Source organism: Luteimonas sp. e5 (assembly GCF_054031035.1).
In genome coordinates this window covers 60,121-80,900 of sequence record NZ_JBSTRX010000001.1, presented here as the reverse complement: position 1 = coordinate 80,900, position 20,780 = coordinate 60,121, and the positions used below count along the sequence as shown (strand labels likewise).

19 protein-coding genes are annotated in these 20,780 nt (G+C 67.9%); 5 read left to right on the top strand and 14 right to left on the bottom strand.

The features are described 5' to 3' along the window. Nucleotides 1-2: 2 nt before the first annotated feature. The 9 genes from ACW11F_RS00420 to ACW11F_RS00380 all read right to left on the bottom strand — a co-directional run bounded on the left by ACW11F_RS00420 (nt 3) and on the right by ACW11F_RS00380 (nt 8,009). The gene (locus ACW11F_RS00420) at nt 3-614 is read right to left on the bottom strand and encodes a hypothetical protein (RefSeq protein WP_456994789.1); all 612 of its coding nucleotides are present in this window, start codon (nt 612-614) and stop codon (nt 3-5) included. Nucleotides 615-621: 7 nt separating this feature from the next. Continuing rightward, the gene (gene fabF, locus ACW11F_RS00415) at nt 622-1,860 is read right to left on the bottom strand and encodes a beta-ketoacyl-ACP synthase II (RefSeq protein ID WP_456994787.1); all 1,239 of its coding nucleotides are present in this window, start codon (nt 1,858-1,860) and stop codon (nt 622-624) included. An 86-nt stretch (nt 1,861-1,946) separates the two neighbouring features. Then, nucleotides 1,947-2,186 carry an acyl carrier protein gene (gene acpP / locus ACW11F_RS00410; RefSeq protein WP_456994785.1) on the bottom strand — a complete coding sequence of 80 codons (240 nt, stop codon included), beginning with the start codon at nt 2,184-2,186 and terminating at the stop codon, nt 1,947-1,949. Nucleotides 2,187-2,296: 110 nt separating this feature from the next. Beyond that, the gene (fabG, locus tag ACW11F_RS00405) at nt 2,297-3,040 is read right to left on the bottom strand and encodes a 3-oxoacyl-ACP reductase FabG (protein WP_456994783.1); all 744 of its coding nucleotides are present in this window, start codon (nt 3,038-3,040) and stop codon (nt 2,297-2,299) included. Between the two features lie 85 nt (nt 3,041-3,125). Beyond that, nucleotides 3,126-4,067: an ACP S-malonyltransferase gene (fabD, locus tag ACW11F_RS00400; protein WP_456994781.1), complete on the bottom strand. Its 942-nt coding sequence runs from the start codon at nt 4,065-4,067 to the stop codon at nt 3,126-3,128. An 88-nt stretch (nt 4,068-4,155) separates the two neighbouring features. Then, nucleotides 4,156-5,145, bottom strand: coding sequence for a beta-ketoacyl-ACP synthase III (locus ACW11F_RS00395; protein ID WP_456994779.1), 990 nt, complete (start codon nt 5,143-5,145; stop codon nt 4,156-4,158). 187 nt (nt 5,146-5,332) lie between these two features. Then, nucleotides 5,333-5,527, bottom strand: a complete 195-nt coding sequence (rpmF, locus tag ACW11F_RS00390) for a 50S ribosomal protein L32 (RefSeq protein ID WP_456994777.1) — start codon at nt 5,525-5,527, stop codon at nt 5,333-5,335. Between the two features lie 37 nt (nt 5,528-5,564). Beyond that, the gene (locus ACW11F_RS00385) at nt 5,565-6,077 is read right to left on the bottom strand and encodes a YceD family protein (protein WP_456994775.1); all 513 of its coding nucleotides are present in this window, start codon (nt 6,075-6,077) and stop codon (nt 5,565-5,567) included. Between the two features lie 51 nt (nt 6,078-6,128). Further along, complete coding sequence (locus ACW11F_RS00380) at nt 6,129-8,009, bottom strand: ArnT family glycosyltransferase (RefSeq protein WP_456994773.1); 1,881 nt, start codon at nt 8,007-8,009, stop codon at nt 6,129-6,131. Between the two features lie 50 nt (nt 8,010-8,059). On the opposite strand from ACW11F_RS00380, the gene ACW11F_RS00375 reads away from it, so the two are divergent. Genes ACW11F_RS00375 through ACW11F_RS00365 form a run of 3 tightly spaced genes read left to right on the top strand, consistent with a single transcriptional unit; the run spans nt 8,060 to nt 11,868 of the window. Then, entirely contained in the window at nt 8,060-8,986 is a 927-nt protein-coding gene (locus ACW11F_RS00375) for an AAA family ATPase (RefSeq protein ID WP_456995846.1), read from the top strand. Between the two features lie 3 nt (nt 8,987-8,989). Further along, nucleotides 8,990-9,952, top strand: coding sequence for a DUF58 domain-containing protein (locus tag ACW11F_RS00370; protein WP_456994771.1), 963 nt, complete (start codon nt 8,990-8,992; stop codon nt 9,950-9,952). Then, nucleotides 9,904-11,868 (top strand): transglutaminase TgpA family protein, encoded by a 1,965-nt coding sequence (locus ACW11F_RS00365; protein WP_456994769.1) that lies wholly within the window; start codon nt 9,904-9,906, stop codon nt 11,866-11,868. The genes ACW11F_RS00370 and ACW11F_RS00365 overlap by 49 nt, the downstream gene beginning before the upstream one ends. Before the next feature lie 6 nt (nt 11,869-11,874). Here ACW11F_RS00365 and ACW11F_RS00360 read toward each other — a convergent pair whose 3' ends face one another. The 3 genes from ACW11F_RS00360 to ACW11F_RS00350 form a co-directional block, all read right to left on the bottom strand. Next, nucleotides 11,875-12,219, bottom strand: coding sequence for a histidine triad nucleotide-binding protein (locus tag ACW11F_RS00360; RefSeq protein ID WP_456994767.1), 345 nt, complete (start codon nt 12,217-12,219; stop codon nt 11,875-11,877). 84 nt (nt 12,220-12,303) lie between these two features. After that, the gene (gene queA, locus ACW11F_RS00355) at nt 12,304-13,347 is read right to left on the bottom strand and encodes a tRNA preQ1(34) S-adenosylmethionine ribosyltransferase-isomerase QueA (RefSeq protein WP_456994765.1); all 1,044 of its coding nucleotides are present in this window, start codon (nt 13,345-13,347) and stop codon (nt 12,304-12,306) included. A 72-nt stretch (nt 13,348-13,419) separates the two neighbouring features. Beyond that, nucleotides 13,420-13,851 carry an Lrp/AsnC family transcriptional regulator gene (locus tag ACW11F_RS00350; protein ID WP_456994763.1) on the bottom strand — a complete coding sequence of 144 codons (432 nt, stop codon included), beginning with the start codon at nt 13,849-13,851 and terminating at the stop codon, nt 13,420-13,422. 147 nt (nt 13,852-13,998) lie between these two features. Between ACW11F_RS00350 and ACW11F_RS00345 the strand changes: the two genes are divergently transcribed. Further along, on the top strand, nt 13,999-15,486 hold the full coding sequence (locus ACW11F_RS00345) for an aminotransferase class III-fold pyridoxal phosphate-dependent enzyme (RefSeq protein WP_456994761.1): 1,488 nt from the start codon (nt 13,999-14,001) through the stop codon (nt 15,484-15,486). Between the two features lie 78 nt (nt 15,487-15,564). Here ACW11F_RS00345 and ACW11F_RS00340 read toward each other — a convergent pair whose 3' ends face one another. Together ACW11F_RS00340 and ACW11F_RS00335 are read right to left on the bottom strand one after the other, a co-directional pair. Further along, nucleotides 15,565-16,167: an inorganic diphosphatase gene (locus tag ACW11F_RS00340; protein ID WP_456995845.1), complete on the bottom strand. Its 603-nt coding sequence runs from the start codon at nt 16,165-16,167 to the stop codon at nt 15,565-15,567. Nucleotides 16,168-16,229: 62 nt separating this feature from the next. Continuing rightward, a complete protein-coding gene (locus ACW11F_RS00335) occupies nt 16,230-17,588 on the bottom strand; it encodes a metallophosphoesterase (protein ID WP_456995844.1) in 1,359 nt (452 codons plus the stop codon). Nucleotides 17,589-17,914: 326 nt separating this feature from the next. Between ACW11F_RS00335 and ACW11F_RS00330 the strand changes: the two genes are divergently transcribed. After that, the gene (locus tag ACW11F_RS00330) at nt 17,915-20,758 is read left to right on the top strand and encodes a TonB-dependent receptor (protein WP_456994759.1); all 2,844 of its coding nucleotides are present in this window, start codon (nt 17,915-17,917) and stop codon (nt 20,756-20,758) included. Nucleotides 20,759-20,780 lie beyond the last annotated feature (22 nt).

The following is a 20,780-nucleotide window of genomic DNA, read 5'->3' as shown; positions in this document are numbered from 1 at the left end:
TCTCAGGCGGTTTCGTAATGTTCGACGTCGAAATAACCGACGCCATACTGATCGCGCATGAACTCGGCGGACCGTTCGACCAGCATCTGCAGCAATTCGGCCACGCTCATGGCCACACGCCGGGTGTAAGCCCCGTCATGCTCATGGCAGAACACCTGGCCACGAAACGGCCCATCCACGGCCACGAACAGGCGTTCGGGTGCATGACCGAAACCGGCAAACACCACCGCACCGGGCCAGAACGAAGGCACTCCCAGGATTTCATCGGGATCGGACTCGTCGTCTGGTTCGTCGTCCTCGTCCAGTCCCATCGTGAGCCACTCGTGACATTCCGCCTTGGCCGCCTCCATCATCGCGATCGGCAGGAAAAACAGGCATTCGTCCGGATCGTCCACATTGCAGAACAATACGGCGCCATCGCACTTGCGATAGAGATCAAGCAACGCATCCGAGGCGCCGTTCAGTGCCTCGTTCAACCATGCCAATGCAGCCGTCGATGCGGCCGGCTGGAACTGGTGCCGCAGCGGCGTGATCCTCGCGCCTGCGCTGGCTGCATCGACGAAACGCGGGCTGTCATGCCCGGCCAGCTCCAGCAAGCGCTCGACCGGGGTCATCGCTGGCTCAGATGCGGCGGAACACCAGGGTGCCGTTGGTGCCGCCGAAGCCGAAGCCGTTGGACACCGCGACATCGACCTTCGCCTCGCGCGCCACATTGGGCACGTAGTCGAGGTCGCAGCCTTCGCCGGGCTGCTCCAGGTTGATGGTCGGCGGCACGATGCCCTCGTGCAGCGCCATCACCGAGAAGATCGCCTCGGCGCCACCGGCCGCACCCAGCAGGTGGCCGGTCATCGACTTGGTCGAGCTGACCATGATCTTGTAGGCGTGATCGCCCAGCGCGCGCTTGATCGCCAGGGTTTCGGCGACGTCGCCCAGCGGGGTCGAGGTGCCGTGCGCGTTGAGGTAATCGACCTGCTCGGGGTTGATGCCGGCGTCCTTGAACGCGGCCGCCATGCAGCGCGCCGGGCCTTCGCCGTTCTCGCTGGGTGCGGTCATGTGGAAAGCGTCGGAGCTGGCGCCGAAGCCGGCCAGTTCGCAGTAGATGCGCGCGCCACGCGCCTTGGCGTGTTCGTATTCCTCGAGCACCAGGATGCCGGCGCCATCGCCCATGACGAAGCCGTCGCGCTGCACGTCCCACGGCCGCGACGCACCTTCCGGGTCGTCGTTGCGGGTGGACATAGCCTTCATCGCGCAGAAGCCGGCCATCGAGCTGGGCGAGGAGCCGCGCTCGGCACCGCCGGCGACCATCACGTCGGCATCGCCGTGCTGGATCATGCGCATGGCCATGCCGATGGAGTGGTTGGAGGTGGCGCAGGCCGACACCGCGGAGAAGTTCGGGCCTTTCATGCCGGTCAGCAGGCTCAGCTGGCCGGGCAGCATGTTAATGATGGTGCTGGGCACGTAGAACGGGCTGACCTTGCGCGGGCCGCCCTGGTGCAGCTTGACCGCGGTTTCCTCTATGCCGAGGATGCCGCCGATGCCCGAGCCGATCAGCGCGCCGATGCGCTCGGCATTGGCCTCGGTCACCTCCAGCCCGGCATCGGCCATCGCCATCAGCGAGGCGGCCACGCCGTAGTGGATGAACGGGTCCATCTTGCGGGCATCCTTGGGATTGACCCACTGGCCGATGTCGAAATCGCGGATTTCACCGGCAATCCGGGTGGCGTAACCCTCGGTGTCGAAATGGGTGATCGGACCGATGCCGGAGCGGCCGGCCTTGATGCCCTCCCAGGTGCTTTGCAGGTCATTGCCGAGCGGCGAGAGGATGCCAAGACCGGTGATGACGACGCGACGTTTGGACATGCGGACTTCCTGTATGCGGGTTCGTGGCGGCGGACACGCGCGGGGCCGCATGCGCGGCCCCGACGACTATCCCGAAAAGACCGGGATCACTCCTTGACGTGGGCCTTCACGTAATCGATGGCCTGCTGCACGGTGGTGATCTTCTCGGCTTCCTCGTCCGGGATCTCGCACTCGAACTCTTCTTCCAGCGCCATCACCAGTTCGACGGTGTCCAGCGAGTCCGCGCCCAGGTCGTCCACGAACGATGCGCTGTTGGTGACGTCCTCTTCCTTCGCGCCCAGCTGCTCGACGACGATTTTCTTGACGCGTTCTTCGATGTTGCTCATGTGTGGCCCCTCCGGGGAATTGGTTCAGGTGAAAACAGGTGGCTAGTGTACGGGAAACGGGGCTCGCGCAAGCAAACGCCTGCGAATGGTGAATCCGGCCCCGCGCGCGGTCAGGGCATGTACATGCCGCCGTTGACGTGCAGGGTCTCGCCGGTGATGTAAGCCGCGTCGGGGCCGGCGAGGAAAGCAACCGCCCTGGCAATGTCCCCGGGCTCGCCCAGGCGGCCCAGCGCGATCTGTTCGGCCATCGCGGCCTTGGCGTCTTGCGGCAGGTCAGCGGTCATGTCGGTGGCGATGAAGCCGGGCGCGACCACGTTGACGGTGATGCCGCGGCTGCCGATCTCCTTGGCCAGCGACTTGGAGAACGCGATGATGCCGGCCTTGGCCGCGGCGTAATTGGCCTGTCCGGCATTGCCGGTGACGCCGATCACCGAGGCGATGTTGATGATGCGGCCACGGCGCGCCTTCATCATGCCGCGCATCACCGCCTTGCTGGCGCGGTAGACGCTGGTCAGGTTGGTGTCGAGGATCGCCTGCCAGTCTTCGTCCTTCATCCGCATCAGCAGGTTGTCGCGAGTGATGCCGGCGTTGTTGACCAGGATCGAGAGGCCGCCGAATTCCTTTTGCACTTCATCGATCAGGGCTTCGATCGCGCCGGGGTCATTGACGTTCAGCACGCGACCGTGGCCGCCGTGCGCGGCCAGACGCTCGCCGATGGCCTTGGCACCGCCGTCCGAAGTGGCGGTGCCGATCACGGTCGCGCCGCGCGCAGCCAGTTCATCGGCGATCGCGGCGCCGATGCCGCGCGAGGCGCCGGTGACCAGCGCGATTTCGTTTTCAAGGGGCTTGTTCATGCAGGTATCCAGTAGTCCGATGGTCGCCGGCCGCACGCGTGCGGACCGACATGACGGGGATGCGACGATGCGCGGCGGTGCCGGCTCAGCTCCACTCTTCCAGCGCGCCCTCGAAGCCGGGCATGTCGCCGAGTGCGCGTGCATCGACCGACTTGTCGATGCGCCGCATCAGGCCGGTCAGCACCTTGCCGGGGCCACATTCGCCGATGCGCGTCGCGCCGGCGGCGGTCAACGCTTCGATGCAGGCGGTCCAGCGCACCGGCAGGTACAACTGGCGCACCAGCGCGTCGCGGATCGCATCCACGTCGTCGTGCACCCGGGCATCGACGTTCTGCACCACCGGCACGCCGGGCGCCGTCCAGCGCAACCCGCGCATGGTTTCGGCCAGGCGATTGGCAGCCTCGCGCATCAGCGGCGTGTGCGAGGGCACGCTCACCGCGAGCTTGACCGCCTTCTTCACTCCACGCTCGGCGAGCAGTTGCAGCGCCTTGTCGACCGCCGCGGCGTCGCCACCGATCACGATCTGCCCCGGCGAGTTGTAGTTCGCCGGCACCACCACCTGGCTGTCGGAAGCGGCCTCGCAGATTTCTGCCACCAGCGCATCCTCGGCGCCGATCACCGCCGCCATCGCGCCAGTGCCGGCGGGTGCGGCGTCCTGCATCAACTGGCCACGGATGCGCACCAGGTGCGCGCCATCGCGCAGCGACAGGGCCCCGGCCGCAACCAGCGCGGTGTATTCGCCCAGGCTGTGCCCGGCCAGGCGCGCCGGCTGCACGCCGCCCTGCGCCTGCCACGCGCGCCACACCGCGATGCCGGCGGCCAACAGGGCCGGCTGGGTGTATTCGGTGCGATTGAGCATTTCCTCCGGGCCCTGTTGCGACAAGGCCCACAGGTCACTGCCGGCCCCTTCGGAAGCCTCGTCGAAGGTTTCGCGGATGACGGGGTGGCGCTCGGAAAGCTCGGCCAGCATGCCCAGGCTCTGCGAGCCCTGGCCCGGGAAGACGAAAGCGGTTTGCGGATTGGTCACGCGCGGATCCGTGCAGGAACAAGCGCTGATGATATCGGCCCGGCGCGGCGATTGTCTTTACCCGTGCGCAGCTGCGGCGATGCCGGCATCAGTAGCGCAGCAGCACCGAGCCCCAGGTGAAGCCGCCGCCGAAGGCTTCCAGCAGCAGCAACTGGCCGCGCTCGACCTTGCCCGAACGCACCGCTTCGTCCAGCGCCAGCGGCACCGAGCCGGACGAGGTGTTGCCATGCCGGTCGACGGTCACGATCACCCGATCCATCGGCATGTCCAGGCGCTTGGCGGTGGCTTCGATGATGCGCAGGTTGGCCTGGTGCGGGATCAGCCAATCCAGGTCGCTGCGTGCCAGGCCATTGGCCTGCAGGGTTTCATCGACCACCGCATCCAGTGCCTTGACCGCATGCTTGAACACGTCATTGCCGGTCATCAGCACGCGCACGCCGGCATTGTCCTCGTCCGGCTTGAAGCCCTCCGACACGCCGACCGGATTCCACAGCAGCTCCTTCTTGCTGCCATCGGCATGCAAATGCGTGCTGAGGATGCCGGTGTCCTCGTCCGCGGCCAGCACCACCGCGCCGGCACCGTCGCCGAACAGCACGCAGGTGCTGCGGTCGCTCCAGTCCACCATGCGGGTCAGCGTCTCCGAGCCGATCACCAGCGCCTTGCGCACCGAGCCGCTGCGGATGAACTGGTCGGCCACGCTCATCGCATAGATGAAGCCCGAGCAGGCGGCATTCACGTCCAGCGCCGGACAGCCATTGGCAATGCCCAGTTCGGCCTGCAACAGGCAGGCCGAGGACGGGAAGATCAGGTTGGGCGTGGTGGTACCGAGCACGATCAATTCGATCTCGGAAGCGTCGGTGCCGGCGGCTTCGAGTGCACGCAGGGCGGCATCGCGGGCCAGCGAAACGGTGGTCTCGCCCTCGCCGGCCACATGCCGCTGGCGGATGCCGGTGCGGCTGGCGATCCATTCGTCACTGGTATCCACGCGCTGGGCCAGCTCGTCGTTGCTGACGACACGCACCGGCAGTGCACTGCCGGTGCCGATGATGCGGGAATACAGGCGCGGGGTGGCGGTCATGAGCTGCTCCAGTGGCGACGGAGCACGCGGCGTCCGCTGCGATTCAAATGCGCATCCACGTGATGCGGATGCGCGGACACGAAAAAACGATACCGGCCGCAGCCGGCATCGTCATCGTACCTTGGGACAAGTGGACAACGTCCGACGCCACCAGCCCGGTCCGGGCATGGCGTCGATACGCAGCCGATCAGTCTTCGTCAACGATCTTCGAGCGCGGCTCGATGACCTTGCGGCCACGGTAATAGCCGTCGGCGGTGACGTGGTGGCGCAGGTGGGTTTCGCCGCTGGTCGGATCGGTCGACAGCTGCTTGGCGGCCAGGGTGTCGTGGGCGCGGCGCATGCCTCGCTTGGACGGGGAAACGCGGGACTTCTGCACTGCCATGATGAAAACTCCAATGAAACCGTGTGTTGCGTGGAAATCAGTCGCGTCGGCCCTTGAGCGCGGCCAGCGCGGAAAACGGATTGGCGGCGGCGAACTCCTCCTCGCCGGCGCGCCATTCGGCGTCGATCGCTGCCGAGCCGGGCTCCACCGGCACTGCCGGCACCGCCAGGATCAGCTCGTCCTCGACCAGATCGGCCGGAACCAGACGACCATCGGCGGCGACCAGCAACGGCTCGCATCCGGGTGGCAGCGCGGCCTCGTCCGCTTCCTCGCGGATCAGACCGAGCGTCTGCTCCAGCACCAGCGGCAGCACGAACGGACGCAGGCTGCGCTGACACCGCAGCGGCAGACCGGCCTCCACGCGCAACGCGGCGATGGCCGTGCCGAGGCTGTCGCGACCGAATTCGATCCGGTACCGCGCCACGCCGCGGGCATCGTCGAGCAGGCTGGCCAGCCGTGGCATTGCATCCAGCGGCCACTCGCCTTCCAGCACCCGCCCTGCCGCCACCATGCGCCAGACATCGACAGCTTGGGACGGAACAGCGGACATAAGCTGCAGAATGTTATGGAATGCCGGTGCGGCTGTCAAATCCGGCGCAACTCAATCGCCGATCAAGACCGCCTGCTCCGACCAGTCGCTGACCACGCCGTCACGGCCGATCAGGCGCAGGCCCAGCCAGTGGCGTCCGGATGCCAGACTGCTGGCATCCACCTCGGCCTCGAAACCGACATGCGGATGTTGCGGATCGGTGCTGATTTTCCAGTAATCGGCAACGCCCGGCGCGCTGATGCCATACCTCGCCTGCGCCACCGGTCGGCCATCGAGCAGGATCTCCACCGATTCGATGCCAATGCCATCACGGAACGCCCAGCCCTTGACCATGAAGCGTCGCGGCACGCGGGCATTGGCCACGGGGGCGTCGACATAGGCCAGCGCCGGCGCGGTGCACGGGCCACTGCCCGGCCGCGGCCCCTGTGCCAGGCGCGCCAGCACGAAACGCTGCGCGCCGTGGTCCACGTTCACCACCCGTGAGGGCACGATCGGCCCCACTTGCGCGCACAGGCTGTGGTACTGCGCCAGCAGTTCGCGGCCGCGCACCGCATCGGTGCCGATCACCAGCAGCGTCGGCATCCCTGCCGGCGGCAATGCGCCCTCGCCTTGCAACCCCCACAGCTGCAACTGCGGCGCACGCCCATGCTTGTGGTTGAGCGGATGGTCGAGCACGCGGATGGCCGAATCCTGCAGCTTGAAGCCGAGTTCGGAGCCGAGCTTGAAGTTGTCGACCAGAAGCACGCTGCCGGCCGGCATCGCCGCCAGTTCCTCGCGCACCGCCTGCGCCACTTCATCCCAGCCGGCGAAATTGGCCGGATAACTCTTGTGCCCGGCCATGTGCTGGCGGAACTGTGCACTCGATAGTGCCGCGTACCAGCCCAGCGCGGCCACCAGGCCGATGCCGAGCATGCCCCACATCAAGCGGCGCCACATGGGTCGCCAGCGCTGCAGCACGCGCGGCGCGGCCGCGAGCAGGGCGAAATAACCCGGCAAGGTCCAATGGAAGCTGACCCGCTCGGTATCGGCGAAAAAGCCGAGCAGGAAATAGCCCAGGGTGGAGATGCCGCCGAGCAGGCCGAAATAGCGCCACTGCGAGTCTGCTTCACCGGGCATGCCCTGGCGCATCGAGGCGACGAAGGTCTGCATCAGTGCCAGCAACAACAAGGGTGTCACCAGCAGAGCCTGGATCAGGATGAAGTTCAGGCCGCCCGGATCAAAGCTCCACGGGTGGCGGTCGAGCAGCTGGAAGCGCAGGCCGGCGTCGGCATTGTCGAAGTTCCACGCCAGCAGCGGCAGCCACGCCATCGCGCCGATCGCCAATGCCACCAGCACCCGCGGATCGCGCAGCAGGCGCCGACCCTCGGCCAGCAGCATCAGCGCGATGAAGCCGACCACGATCACGCCGAGGAAGCGGTAGTGGCTGAGTGCACCGATGGCCAGGCCCACTGCCAGTTCCAGCGCACGCGCGGCATTGACCTTGTGCAGCAGGCGCGCGCCGGCATCCAGGCACAGTGCCGCCGCCAATGCCATCGGCACATCCGGCAATGCCAGCAGGCCGAGGGTGCCGGACAGCGGCATCAACAGCGTCAGCAGACCCGCCTGCCAACCGGCGCACTCGCCGAACCAGCGTGCCGCCGCCTTGGCCACCAGCCAAGGCAACAACGCCGCCATCAGCAGGAAAGGCAGGCGCAGCGCGAATACGTGATGGCCACCGAGTTCGGTGCCGAGGCGGGTCAACCAGGCGGTCAGGCCGGGCAGGTCGGAATAGGCCAGCGCCAGGTGCTGGCCTTCCTGCCAGTAGAACGCCTCGTCCACGAACAGCGGCAGGTGCCAGGCAATCGGCAACTTGAGCAGCAACACCGCGACCCAGGCGAACAGGAAGCGCCTGCGCCAGGACCACGCCGCATCGGGGGCCACCGTTACACTCATGCGCTGGGATCGAAATCTTGGAAGCGGGAAGGTTAACCGACGTGGACACGATGGCAGACGAGCGGCTGCGCGAACGCTTGCGCGCGGCGCAGGCGCAGGTCAATGAATTGCTGCTGGGCAAGCCGCAGGAGGTGCGGCTGTGCTTCGTCGCGCTGCTGGCCGGCGGCCATGTCCTGATCGAGGACCTGCCCGGGCTTGGCAAGACCACGCTCGCGCATGCGCTGGCGGCCACCCTGGGCCTCAAGTTCCAGCGCGTGCAATTCACCTCGGACCTGCTGCCGGCGGACATCGTCGGCGTTTCGGTGTACGACGCCGGCGCGCGCGCATTCGAGTTCCATCCCGGTCCGGTGTTCAGCCATATCCTGCTCGGCGACGAGATCAACCGTGCGCCGCCGCGCACGCAGAGCGCCCTGCTCGAGGCCATGGCCGAGCAACAGGTGACCGTGGACGGCAGCACGCACCCGCTGCCCTCACCGTTCTTCGTCATCGCCACGCAGAATCCGGTCGACCTCTCCGGCACCTACCCGCTGCCGGATTCGCAGCTCGATCGCTTCCTGTTGCGCCTGTCGATGGGCTACCCGGCCCCCGAGGCCGAACGTGCACTGCTGGCGGGCGAGGATCGCCGCGAACTGATCGCGCGGGTGCAGCCCTTGCTCGACGAGGCCGACGTGCTGGCGCTGCAGCAGGCGGTGGCGCGGGTGCATGCCAGCGATGCGCTGCTGGATTACGTGCAGGCGTTGCTGACGCGCAGTCGCCAGCATCCCGGCGTGCATGTGGGCCTGTCGCCGCGCGCCGGCCTTGCCCTGCTGCGTGCCGCACGTGCGCACGCCCTGCTGCTCGGCCGCGCCCACGTGGTGCCCGAGGACGTGCAGGCGCTGTTCCTGCCGCTGGCCGCGCACCGCCTGGTCGGCGAGGGGGATGCGGGCGATGGTCGGCAGCTGGCCCGCTCGGTGCTGCGCGCGGTGCCGGTGGACTGACGCATGAGCCTGCGGCAGCGCATGCGCGAAGCGTTGGCGGGCCTGATGCGCCCGCGCGAGAGCGAGACGCTGCCGGTGCTGATCGACCGCCGTCGCATCTATGTGCTGCCGACCCGATTCGGCCTGTTCTTCCTGCTGCTGGTCGCGGTGATGGGCCTGGGTGCGCTCAATTACAACAACAACCCCGCGCTGCTGCTGGCCCTGCTGCTTGGGGGGGCCGGCTTGGCCAGCCTGCTCGCCGCGCATCTGCAGCTGTCCGGTCTTCGCGCCGAAGCGATCGCGGCCGAACCGGTAGCGGCCGGCACCGCGATGCCGTTGCGTCTGGCCTTCGCCAGCACGCACAACCGGGTACGCGCCGGGCTGCAGCTGCGCATGGGTGATTCCACGGGCATGCTGTCGCTGCCGGCACAGGGCGGTGGCGTGGCCGAAATCGAACTGCCCACAGAGCACCGCGGCTGGCTGACGGCCGAGCGCCTCGAACTGTCCACCACCCGCCCGCTGGGATTGGCGCGTGCCTGGTCGATCCTGCGTCCGGACGATCGGTTTCTGGTCTATCCCGCACCCGAACGCAACGGCCCACCGTTGCCACCGACGGTAGAGGACGGCGACCACCGTCGCCCCCATTTCGCCGGCGAGGACCTGCACCTGCTGCGTGACTACCAGCGCGGCGATCCGCTGCGCAGCATCGCGTGGAAGGCCAGCGCGCGCCGCGATCAGCTGATCGCGCGCACCTGGGAGCAGGCGCATGGCGATGATGTCGAACTGGACTGGTTCAGCCTCGATCTGGAACACGAGGCGCGCATCCGGCGCCTCGCGCACTGGGTGGAGCTGGCCGAGCGCGAAGGTCGCCGCTGGCGCCTGCACCTGCCGCTCATGGCCCCCATCGGGCCGGGCGCCGGCGCCGCGCATCGCCATGAATGTCTGCGCGCCCTCGCGCTGATGCCGGACGCGGCTGCGCTGCGATGATGCTCGACGATGCCCTGCGCCGCAGTCTGTGGCCGATGCTGGCGCTGTGCCTGGCACCGCTGCTGCGGCAACTGCCCGGCAACGTCGCACTGGCGGTACTGGCCACTGCCGCATTGGTGGCGCTCGGCAGCTGGCGTCGTCCGTTGCCACCGGCACTGCGTCTGCTGCTGGCACTGATCGCGATCGGCGCGGTGCTGGCGAGCTTCGGCCTGCGTCTGGGGCGTGATACCGGCTGCGCCCTGCTGGCGGCGATGCTGGCGATCAAGCCGGCGGAGACGCGCAGCCTGCGCGATGCGCGCAGTCTGACCGGATTCGCCCTGTTTGCCCCGTTCGCCGCCTTTCTGCTCGACCAGGGCCCGCTGTCGCTGCTGCTCGGGTTGCTCGCCTCGATCGGCGCGCTGCTCACCCTGCTGCGGCTGTCCACTGCCGAGGCCGGCATCGCCCTGCCCCCGCTGCCGCGTGCCGCGGGCCAGGTGGGCCGCCTGCTGGCGCTGGGCCTGCCGCTGGCGCTGGCCGCATTCTGGCTGTTCCCGCGCATCGGCAGCCCGCTGTGGGGCGTGCCCGACCGCGCCCAGGCCAAGATCGGACTGTCCGACCACATGGCCCCCGGCGACTGGCTCGACCTGCTGGTGGATGACAGCCCCGCGCTGCGCGCGCGCTTCCTTGGCCCGGCCCCGGCCTTGCAGGCGATGTACTGGCGCGGCCCGGTGCTGTGGGATTTCGATGGCCGAACCTGGCGCGCCGGGGCAGCACCGATGCGTTCGCAGCCCGCGGCACGCACGCCAGCGGGTGCCGGCTGGCGCTACGAGCTTGAGGTCGAACCCAGCGAGCGCCGCTACATCACCGCGCTGGATCTGCCGCAGAACGCACCCGAAGGCAGCGTGCTGGCGGCGGAAGGCAACCTGTTCGCCCACACGCGGCTGCAGACGGTGACCCGCTGGCAACTGCATTCGGCACCGCCACGCGTGTTCGCAGCCGAGCTCACCCCGGCCCAGCGCGCCCGGGCGCTGGCCTTCCCGCGCCAGTTCAATCCGCGCGCGCAGCAACTGGCACGGCGCTGGCAGGAAGAAAGCGGCGGTGATGCCGCGGCGATCGTCGAGCACGCGATGGCGATGGTCAATGCCGAACTGGCCTATTCGCTGGCACCCCCGGCACTGGGCCGCGACAGCGTCGACGAGTTCCTGTTCCAGACCCGCACCGGCTATTGCGAACACTTCAGCTCGGCCTTCGTGTTCCTGATGCGCGCAGCCGGCGTGCCGGCACGGGTGGTGACCGGCTATGCCGGCGGCTACCGCAATGCGCTGGGGGATTACTGGGTAGTACGCAATTCCGATGCGCATGCCTGGGCCGAGGTGTGGCTGGCCGGGCGCGGCTGGGTACGGGTGGACCCGACCGCGGCAGTGGCGCCCGAACGCATCTTCGACACCGTGGGCGATCGCCGCCCGGGACGCATCGGTGATTTCGACGGCTTCACCCGGTTCTGGGATGTCGCCGACTGGATGCGTCGCGGCTGGAACGACTTCGTGCTCGGCTTCAATGCCGAGCGGCAGTCACGCATGCTGCAATGGCTGGGCGTGGAGCGGCTGCAGCCTCGGCACCTGGTGCTGCTGCTGAGCCTGGGCAGCCTGCTCGCACTCGGCTGGATGCTGTGGTGGCTGCGTCGCGGCGAGCGCGAACGTGATCCGCTGCTGCGCGCCTGGCATCGACTGGGCAGGCGTTACCAGCGCTTGGGCCTGGCGCGCGATGCAAACGAAACCGCCGGCGACTGGGCCGCACGCGTTGCCAAGGCACGTCCGCGCGACGCGGCGCAACTGCAGGCATTGGCCGCACGCTTCGTCGCCGCGCGCTACGCGCCCGCCGGTGCCGACGAGGCATTGCTGCGCGACCTGCAGCGCCATCGCCCGGCACGCGACTGAGTCGGCTCAGGGCGTGCCGAACTGGCCCAGCGGCGCACCGGCGAGCAGGTGCAGATGGATCTGGAACACGGTTTGCCCACCGTCCTCGTTGCAGTTCATCACGATACGGTAGCCATCCTCGGCCAGGCCCTGCTCGCGTGCGTAGCGCGCGGCGGCGAGGGCGAGGCGACCGATCACTTCCGGCCCCGAATCGGGTACGTCGTTGAGCGTGGCGAAGTCACGCTTGGGCACGAACAGCACATGCACCGGCGCCTGCGGTGCGATGTCGCGGAAGGCGAACAGATGCTCGTCCTCGTACACGATGTCCGCCGGCAATTCGCCGGCGCGGATCTTGTGGAACACGGTGCTCATCTGCCGCTCCCGATCATGACCAGCCCTCATTGTCGATGATTGCGCACTGCTGCGGGCATGCGCACCGCCCCGACGCTGCCGGCCTCACTCGTGCGGCGGCCACAGCAGCATCGCATCGCCATAGCTGAAGAAGCGATAGCGCTGCGCCACCGCATGCGCATAGGCGGCGAGAATGCACTCGCGCCCGACCAGTGCCGAGACCAGCATCAACAGCGTGCTTTCGGGCAGGTGGAAGTTGGTCAGCAGGCCGTCCACGCTGGTGATGCGGTAACCGGGATAGATGAAGATGCGGGTTTCGCCGCTGAAGGGCTGCAGCACGCGACGGCCGTCGGCATCGGGCTGCAGCGCCGATTCCAGCGCGCGCACCACGGTGGTGCCGACCGCGATCACACGCCCGCCGCGTGCACGGGTGCGCGCCACCTGCGCCACCAGCGCCTCGTCCACCTGCAGCCATTCGGCATGCATGCGGTGCTCGTGCACCTCCTCCACCCGCATCGGCTGGAAGGTGCCCGCGCCGACGTGCAGCGTCACCTGGCCGAACTCGATCCCGCGTGCCTGCAGCGTCGAAAGCAAGCCTTGGTCGAAATGCAGGCTCGCCGTCGGCGCGGCGACCGCGCCCGGCCGGCGCGCGAACACGCTCTGGTAGCGCTCGGCATCGGAAGCATCGGGCGCACGCTGGATATAGGGGGGCAGCGGCAGGCTGCCGGCCTGCTGCAACCAGTCCGCCAGCGGCGCATCGACCATGAAACGCAGCTCATGGAAGGCACCATCGCGGTCGATCACTTCGGCCTCGCCACCGGCATCGAGCACGATGCGTGAGCCGGGTTTGGGCGTCTTGCTGGCACCGATCTGCGCGCGTGCACGGTCTTCGCCCAGCAGGCGTTCGATGAGGATCTCCACCCGTCCGCCGGTGGCCTTGCGCCCGTGCAGCCGCGCCGGAATGACGCGGGTGTCGTTGAACACCAGGAGGTCGCCTTCGCGCAGCAGCGCCGGCAGCTCGCGCATCATGCGATCTTCAAAAGCGCCGTCCGGACACACGTGCAGCAGACGACTGGCCGAGCGCTCGGCCAGCGGTTGCTGCGCGATCAGCTCGGGCGGCAGCTCGAAATGGAAGTCGGATTTCTTCATGCGGAACAGGAGGTGGCGCGGACGGAGCGGCACAGCGTAATCGCTTGGCGGGAACGGCACGGCATGACCGGCTCAGCGCTCGAACTTGCTGGACAGCACGATCGCCGAGGTGGTGCGTTCCACGCCATCGATCAGGCCGATGCGGTCGGTCAATGCGTCCATCTCCTCCACCCCGGGCACCACGCCCAGCGCGATCAGGTCGAACGGGCCGCTGACCGAATGCAGCGCGCGCACTTCGGGCATGGCGCGCAAGGCTTCCACCACGGCCGCACTTTGCCGCGGCAGCACGGTGATCAGGATGTGCGCACGCAGGTGACCGCGCTCCACCGCATCGTGCACGCGCACGCCGTAACCGGCGATCACGCCGCTGCGCTCCAGGCGCTCGATGCGGCTTTGCACCGTGGTGCGCGAGAGCTTCAATCGCCGTGCGATCTGCGCGGTGGAGGCGCGTGCGTTCTCGCGCAGCAGGCTAAGCAATTGCTGGTCGGCGGGAGAAATCTTCATCGGCGGCGGGAATCCATGACGGGAGAGGCCTGAATCGAGGCTTGTTTCGTCGAACCGACGAAATAGTCGCACATTTCGTCGAAAACCCCACTACCGGACGACGATTTAATGCCGATAATGAAGGATTCCCCTTCTTCCGGAGTTCGCATGAGCCTGCTCGACACTCTTTCGCCGCTGCGCGCGCACGGCAAGGCCCGCACCACGGGCCTGGACGATGCCACCCTCGAGCGCTTTGCCGCCAGCCATCCGGAACTGGGCGAAGCCATCGCTGCTGCCGGCGCCGAATACGCCGCGATCAAGCGCGACTTCCCCGAGCTGCTGGAGCTGGACGAGGCGGCCCAGGCGGAGCAGGTGCAGGCCGGCTTCGTCAATTTCTATTCCGCCGACACGGTCAATCCGTATGTCGCCATCGCCGCGCGCGGGCCGTGGATCGTCACCCTCAAGGGGGCGGTACTGCACGACTCCGGCGGCTACGGCATGCTCGGCCTCGGCCACACGCCCAAGGCGGTGCTGGAGGCGATGGCCAAGCCGCAGGTCATGGCCAACATCATGACCCCGAACATCGCCCAGCTGAAGTTCGACCGCGCCATGCGCAAGGAGATCGGCCAGACCCGCGGCGGCTGCCCGTATGCCCACTTCATGTGCCTGAACTCCGGCTCCGAATCGGTTTCGCTGGCCGCGCGCATCGTCGATGCCAATGCCAAGGCGCAGACCGATCCGGGCGCCCGCCATGCCGACAAGGCGATCAAGCGGGTGGTGGTCAAGGGCGCGTTCCATGGCCGCACCGACAAGCCGGCGCTGTATTCGGACTCCACCCGCAAGACCTATCTGCAGCACCTGGCGAGTTACCGTGGCGAGTCCAGCGTGATCGCGGTGGCACCCTACGACATCGACGCACTGAAGCAGGTGTTCAGTGACGCCGAAGCCAATGGCTGGTTCATCGAAGCGATGTTCATGGAGCCGGTGATGGGCGAAGGCGACCCCGGCCGCAGCGTGCCGCGTGCCTTCTACGATGCCGCGCGCGAGCTCACCCGCGAGCACGGCGCCCTGCTGCTGGTCGATTCGATCCAGGCCGGCCTGCGCGCCACCGGCTACCTGTCGATCGTCGATTACCCCGGTTTCGAGGATTGCGCCGCGCCGGATCTGGAAACCTTCTCCAAGGCGCTCAATGCCGGCCAGTATCCGCTCTCGGTGCTGGCACTGACCGAGCATGCCGGCAGCTGCTACAAGCGCGGCCTGTACGGCAACACCATGACCGCCAACCCGCGCGCGCTGGACGTGGCCTGTGCGGTGCTCGGCTCGCTGACCCCGCAGCTGCGCGCCAACATCCGCGACCGCGGCACCCAGGCCGTGGCCAAGCTCGAAGCACTGAAGGACGAGTTGGGCGGGCTGATCACCAAGGTGCAGGGCACCGGCCTGCTGTTCTCCTGCGAGCTGGCCAAGGGCTTCAAGGGCTATGGCGCCGGCAGCACCGAGGAATGGATGCGCGAACAGGGCATCGGCGTGATCCACGGCGGCGAGAACTCGCTGCGCTTCACCCCGCATTTCGCCATCGGCGAGGACGAGCTGGACCTCGTGGTCGAGATGATCAAGCGCGCGCTGCGCGAAGGTCCGCGCCAGGACGCGGCGGGCTGAGCACGCCCCACCCTTCGCCTCGGCCGTGCCCGGGGCAAAGGGATGCCTGCTGCGGCGCGGCCGAGGCTGCGCCGCAACTCACTTCCTGCCGTCAGTCGCCTGCGCAAACGCCTGCAGTGCCTGCGCAATCAGTCCGCGGGCTTCGGCGGCATCGCCCCAACCGCGCAGCTCGACCGCGTCGCGACCGTGCGGAAGCTGCTTGTAGACGCGGAAGAAGGCTTCGATCCGCGCCCGCTCGGCCGCGGGCAGGTCGTCCACATCGCGGATCGCGGCATGGGTCGCATCGACGGCCTCCACCGGCACGCCGATGATCTTCTCGTCGGCTTTGCCGGCATCGACCATGCGCAGCACACCGATCGGGCGGAAGCGGATCAGGCTGCCCGGATGCAACGGCGCGCGGGTCAGCACCAGCGCATCCAGTGGATCGCCGTCACCGGCCAGGCTGCGCGGGATCGAGCCGTAATTGGCCGGGTATGCCATCGGCATGGACAGGAAGCGGTCGACGTGCAACAGGCCGTCATCGGCGCCAAGCTCGTACTTGATCGCGCTTCCGGCCGGGATTTCCACCGCCAGCAGCACCTCGGCGGGGGCCGCGTCAGGCTGCAACGCATGCAGCGGATGCGTCGCCGGAGGTGCCGCCAGCGCCGCGCCGGCGAACAGGCCGAGCAGCAACCAGCACATCAGGTGCAAGCGCCGCGGGATCAGGGCCGACGCAGCGTGCGCCGGCCCGGACATCGGTCGGCTCACTCCCAGCAGCGGTCGCGACGACCGCCAAGAGTGGCCTCGCGGTGATTGCAGTCGCGCGGTGCGATGCGCCCTTCGCGGATTTCGCGCAGCTTCTTGCGCCCGTTGCCGTCGCGACTGATTTCAAAGGCGTCATACAGCCGGCCGGTGGCGGTGCGCGCTTCGTAGGCCAGACGCCCGGCGTCGATGCGCAGCACCTGGAACAGCTGGGTGTCCTCGGCGGTCGGATCCATGGTGCGCCTGGCCTCCTCGCTCAAGCGGTACTGCTTGGGCCCGGCCACGGTGACCAGGTATTGCGGCAGGGTCTGGCCGCGGCGCTCGCCCGAGCGACGGCCATAGGTGTGGTCATGCCCCTGCAGCACCAGGTCGACGCCATGCTTCTCGATCACCGGCCCCAGCACCGCGAGCAGCTTGTCGCTGGCACCGCGCCCGCGCGGCGAGAACAGCGGCTGGTGGATCATCACCAGCGTCCAGCCCTGCGGCTGCCGGCCAAGCACGCCATCCAGCCAGCGTGCCTGCTCCTGCATCGAGTCCAGATCCAGCGCCGAGGTGCCATCGAGTACCACCACGCGCACGCCCTGCACGTCGAACCAGTACGTGGTGTGGCGGGTGTGCTCGCCGCCCGCACCATTGCCCGGCAGCGCGAACGCGGCTTTCCAATGCTCGCCCAGCACGCGGCGCTCCTGCGGCGTGTCCTCGAACTCCTCCCAGTACTCGTGGTTGCCGGCCGCCGGGGCGAGCAGCATCACGTCGGGCAGGTCACCGAGGGCTTCGAACCACTCGCCCCACTCGTCGTCGTCGATCGCCTCGCTGACCAGGTCACCGGCAAACAACGCCATGCGTGCATCCGGCGCATGGCGCATGCCCTCGCGGATCACCCGGCTGACATGGCTGAGGTTCTTGTTCTGGGTGTCACCGAAATAAAGCAGGGTCAACGGCGCGGCCGCTGCCGCGGTGGTGCGCAACTGGCGCCAGCCGCTCCACGTGCCCTCGCCTTCGACGCGGAACATGTACAGGGTGTCCGGCTCAAGGCCATCGACATCGACGCGATGCACATGCGCCTTGCGCGTGCCCGCCTGCAGCGGGCGGGTGCTCGCGCGCAGCTCGCGCGGCTGGCCGACGTCGGGCGAATCCACCGCCACGGTGATCTGCACGCGCGGCGAATCGACACGCTCATTGGTGCGCCAATTGATGGCGAAGCCGTGCGCCGGATCCTGCGCCGGCGTGGCGACGATGCGGTCAGGCATGGCCGAAGGCTCGTAGCGCGGGCTGTTCGCCGGCACCGCGAGGTTGGGTTCATTCTGACCGGGTGCCTGCGCCAGGGCGAACGGTGCGGCGACGGACAGGAGGCCGCACAACACGAGGCTGCAGACACGGGAAGCAATGCGGGAACGCTGGATCACGGGCAAGTCCTGAAAGGAAGTCGAGTGTACCCGCGGCGACCTGCCACGGGAGTGCAGCCAACCTAGCCAGCCGATGTTGCAATTCGATTGCAGCGGAGTGACTGACTCCAAATCGCAACAAATCCATCATCGATGCGTCATATCCGCGCCCCAGACTTGCGCCAAGCCGCGCCGGGACGTGGTTTGCCAGTCGGCACGTGCATGTCATTGCGGTTGCCGGACGGTGTCACCTCTCCCTTCGGCGTCATGTCCGCATTCGCCTGAAACCTTCTGGAGTCACAATGAAGCTGCACCGCACTGCCCTCGCCCTGGCCATTGCCGGAGGCCTTGCCCTGCCCATCGGCGCGCGCGCCGATGTTTCGCTCGATGCGCCGGCCGATGCCCTGGCCGAGGCCAGCGCCGGCACCGTGCTCGGCCAGGTCAAGGAAGCCGCGCGCGGCGTGTACCTGGAAGGTGCGGTGGTCAGCATCGACGGCCGCCAGACGCGCACCGACGGCGCCGGCAACTTCCGCATCACCGGCCTTGTCCCCGGCAACTACACGCTGAGCGTGGACTACCTCGGCTACCAGCGCTACAGCACCCAGATCACCGTCAGCGAGCATAGTGCCACGCGCACCGACATCACCCTGCACGCCAGCGGCGCCAGCGGTGAACAGCTCGATCGCGTGGTGGTGCGCGGCCAGCGTGACGCCCAGGCATTGGCGCTCAACCAGCAGCGTTCCAGCGGCAATTACATCAACGTGGTGTCTGCCGACCTGCTGGGTCAGTTCCCCGACAACAACATCGCCGAATCGACCCAGCGCATCCCCGGCGTGTCGATCGAGCGTGACCAGGGCGAAGGCCGCTACGTCACCGTGCGCGGTGCGCCCAAGGAGTTCACCACGGTGTCGATCGATGGCGTGCAGCTGGCCAACCCCGACCAGGCCAGCCGCGGCGTGGAACTGGACACCATCCCCTCGGACGTGATCTCCGCGCTGGAAGTGACCAAGGCGCTGACCCCGGACATGGATGGCGATGCCATCGCCGGCAACATCAACATCCGCACCCAGAGCGCGCTCGACCGCGACGGCATGACCCTGCGCGCCTCGCTCGGCGCCGGCAAGTTCCAGCTCGGTGATGGCGACAACCAGCGTGCCGCCGCCACCATCGGCCAGCGTTTCGGCGCCGACGGCAACATCGGCGTGCTGGTCTCCGCCTCGCACAGCCGCCAGGGCCGCTTCACCGACAACGTGGAAACGGTCTACTTCCAGGACGGTGCCAACGGCCCGATCCTGCCCGAGACGGTTGAAATCAAGGATTACGAAGGCACCCGCACGCGTACCGGCATCACCGGGCGGCTGGACTTCCGCCTCAACGAGGACAACCTGCTGTACTTCATCGCCTCCAACTCGCGTTTCCGCGACCACGAGTTCCGCGACAACCTGGTGATCGACATGGATCGCCATGCGGCCGGCTCCGACGACATCACCGGCACCGTGCGCGCCACCTTCGACAAGGAGCTGCGCGAGCGCACCTACGACAAGACCATCCGCACCTTCAACCTGGGTGGCGAGCACTGGCTGGGGGACTGGCGTGCCGACTGGCAGGTGTCGCGCAGCCGTGCGGAAAAGACCACCAGCCCGCGCAACCAGTTCATCTTCCGCTCCTCGGTGCGGCCGCAGATGAACTACGACTACAGCGACCACGACTTCCCGACCTGGGTCATCCAGGGGCGTGACGATGCCCCGGCCAGTGGCGTCAACCTGCCCGAGGACTGGTTCGGCTTCCGCCGCCTCAACGAGCGTTACGAATACGGCAAGGAAAGCGAAACCGGCCTGCGCATCGACCTCAAGCGCGAGCAGACCTGGCTCGGCGACGACGGTGACATCAAGTTCGGCCTGCGCGCGCGCCTGCGCGACAAGTCGTTCGATGACGAGCGCCGCCGCAACAGCAGCGCCGCGGACTTCGCCAACCTCGGCATCAGCATGTCCGACATGCTGTGCAGCGACCTGGGCGATTCCAACAACTTCGGCTACTTCCATGCCGGCCGCCGCTTCTGCCGCGACATCTTCTCCAGGCATGCCGGTCAGCTGATCGCCAGCGACAATCACAAGCGCCTGGTCGCCGACTCGATCACCGGCGACTACACCGCCGGCGAGGACATCCATTCCGCCTATGCGCGACTGGATGCACGCTGGGACGCGCTGACCATGATCGCCGGCCTGCGCTACGAGCGCACCCGCATCTCGGGTGAGGCGGCCGAGTTCGACGAAGACAGCGAGGAAGCGATCACCCGCAGCGTCGGTCGCAGCTATGGCCACCTGCTGCCGAGCCTGCACCTGCGCCACGAGTTCGGCCCCGACAGCATCCTGCGTGCCTCCTACTCGACCGGCCTGAACCGTCCGAACTTCATGCACACCGCGCCCTACCGCATCCTCGGCGAGCGCGAAGGCAACAGCGACGGAACCCTGGTGCAGGACATCGCCGAAGGCAACCCGGCGCTCAAGGCCGCCTATGCGCACAACTTCGATGTCAGCTTCGAGCACTACCTGCGTCCGCTCGGCCTGCTTTCGGCGGCGCTGTTCTACAAGCGCATCAGCGATCCGCTGTTCGTCGCCAACAGCACCGTGGTCGATGGCAACACGCGCATCAACCTGACCCGCCCGGAAAACGGCGGCAGCGGCCGCGTGCATGGCCTGGAGCTGGCCTGGCAGCAGACCTTCGACCAGCTGCCCGAACCGTTCGACGGCTTCGGCGTGTATGCCAACTACACCTGGGCCAAGTCGCGCGCCGAACTGCCGTTCGACGGCGGCACCACCGAGCTGCCCGGCACCTCGCGGCACAACTACAACCTGGCCCTGTCCTACGAGAAGTACGGGCTGAACGCGCGCCTGGCCTATACCTACCGCAGCCGCTTCATCCAGGAGTTCAACATCGACAACCCGGACCTCAACGTGTTCTGGGATGGCCGTGCCAGCGTCGATCTGAGCGCCAGCTACCGGATCAATCGCCAGTGGCAGGTGTTCGCCGAGGTCAACAACCTGACCGACACCCGCCAGGCACGCTTCCAGGGCGTGCGCAGCCGGGTGCTGGAACTGGAAGGCTTCGGCCGCTCGTGGCTGGCCGGGGTGCGCTTCGAATACTGAGTGCGCCACGCTCCGCCGCAAT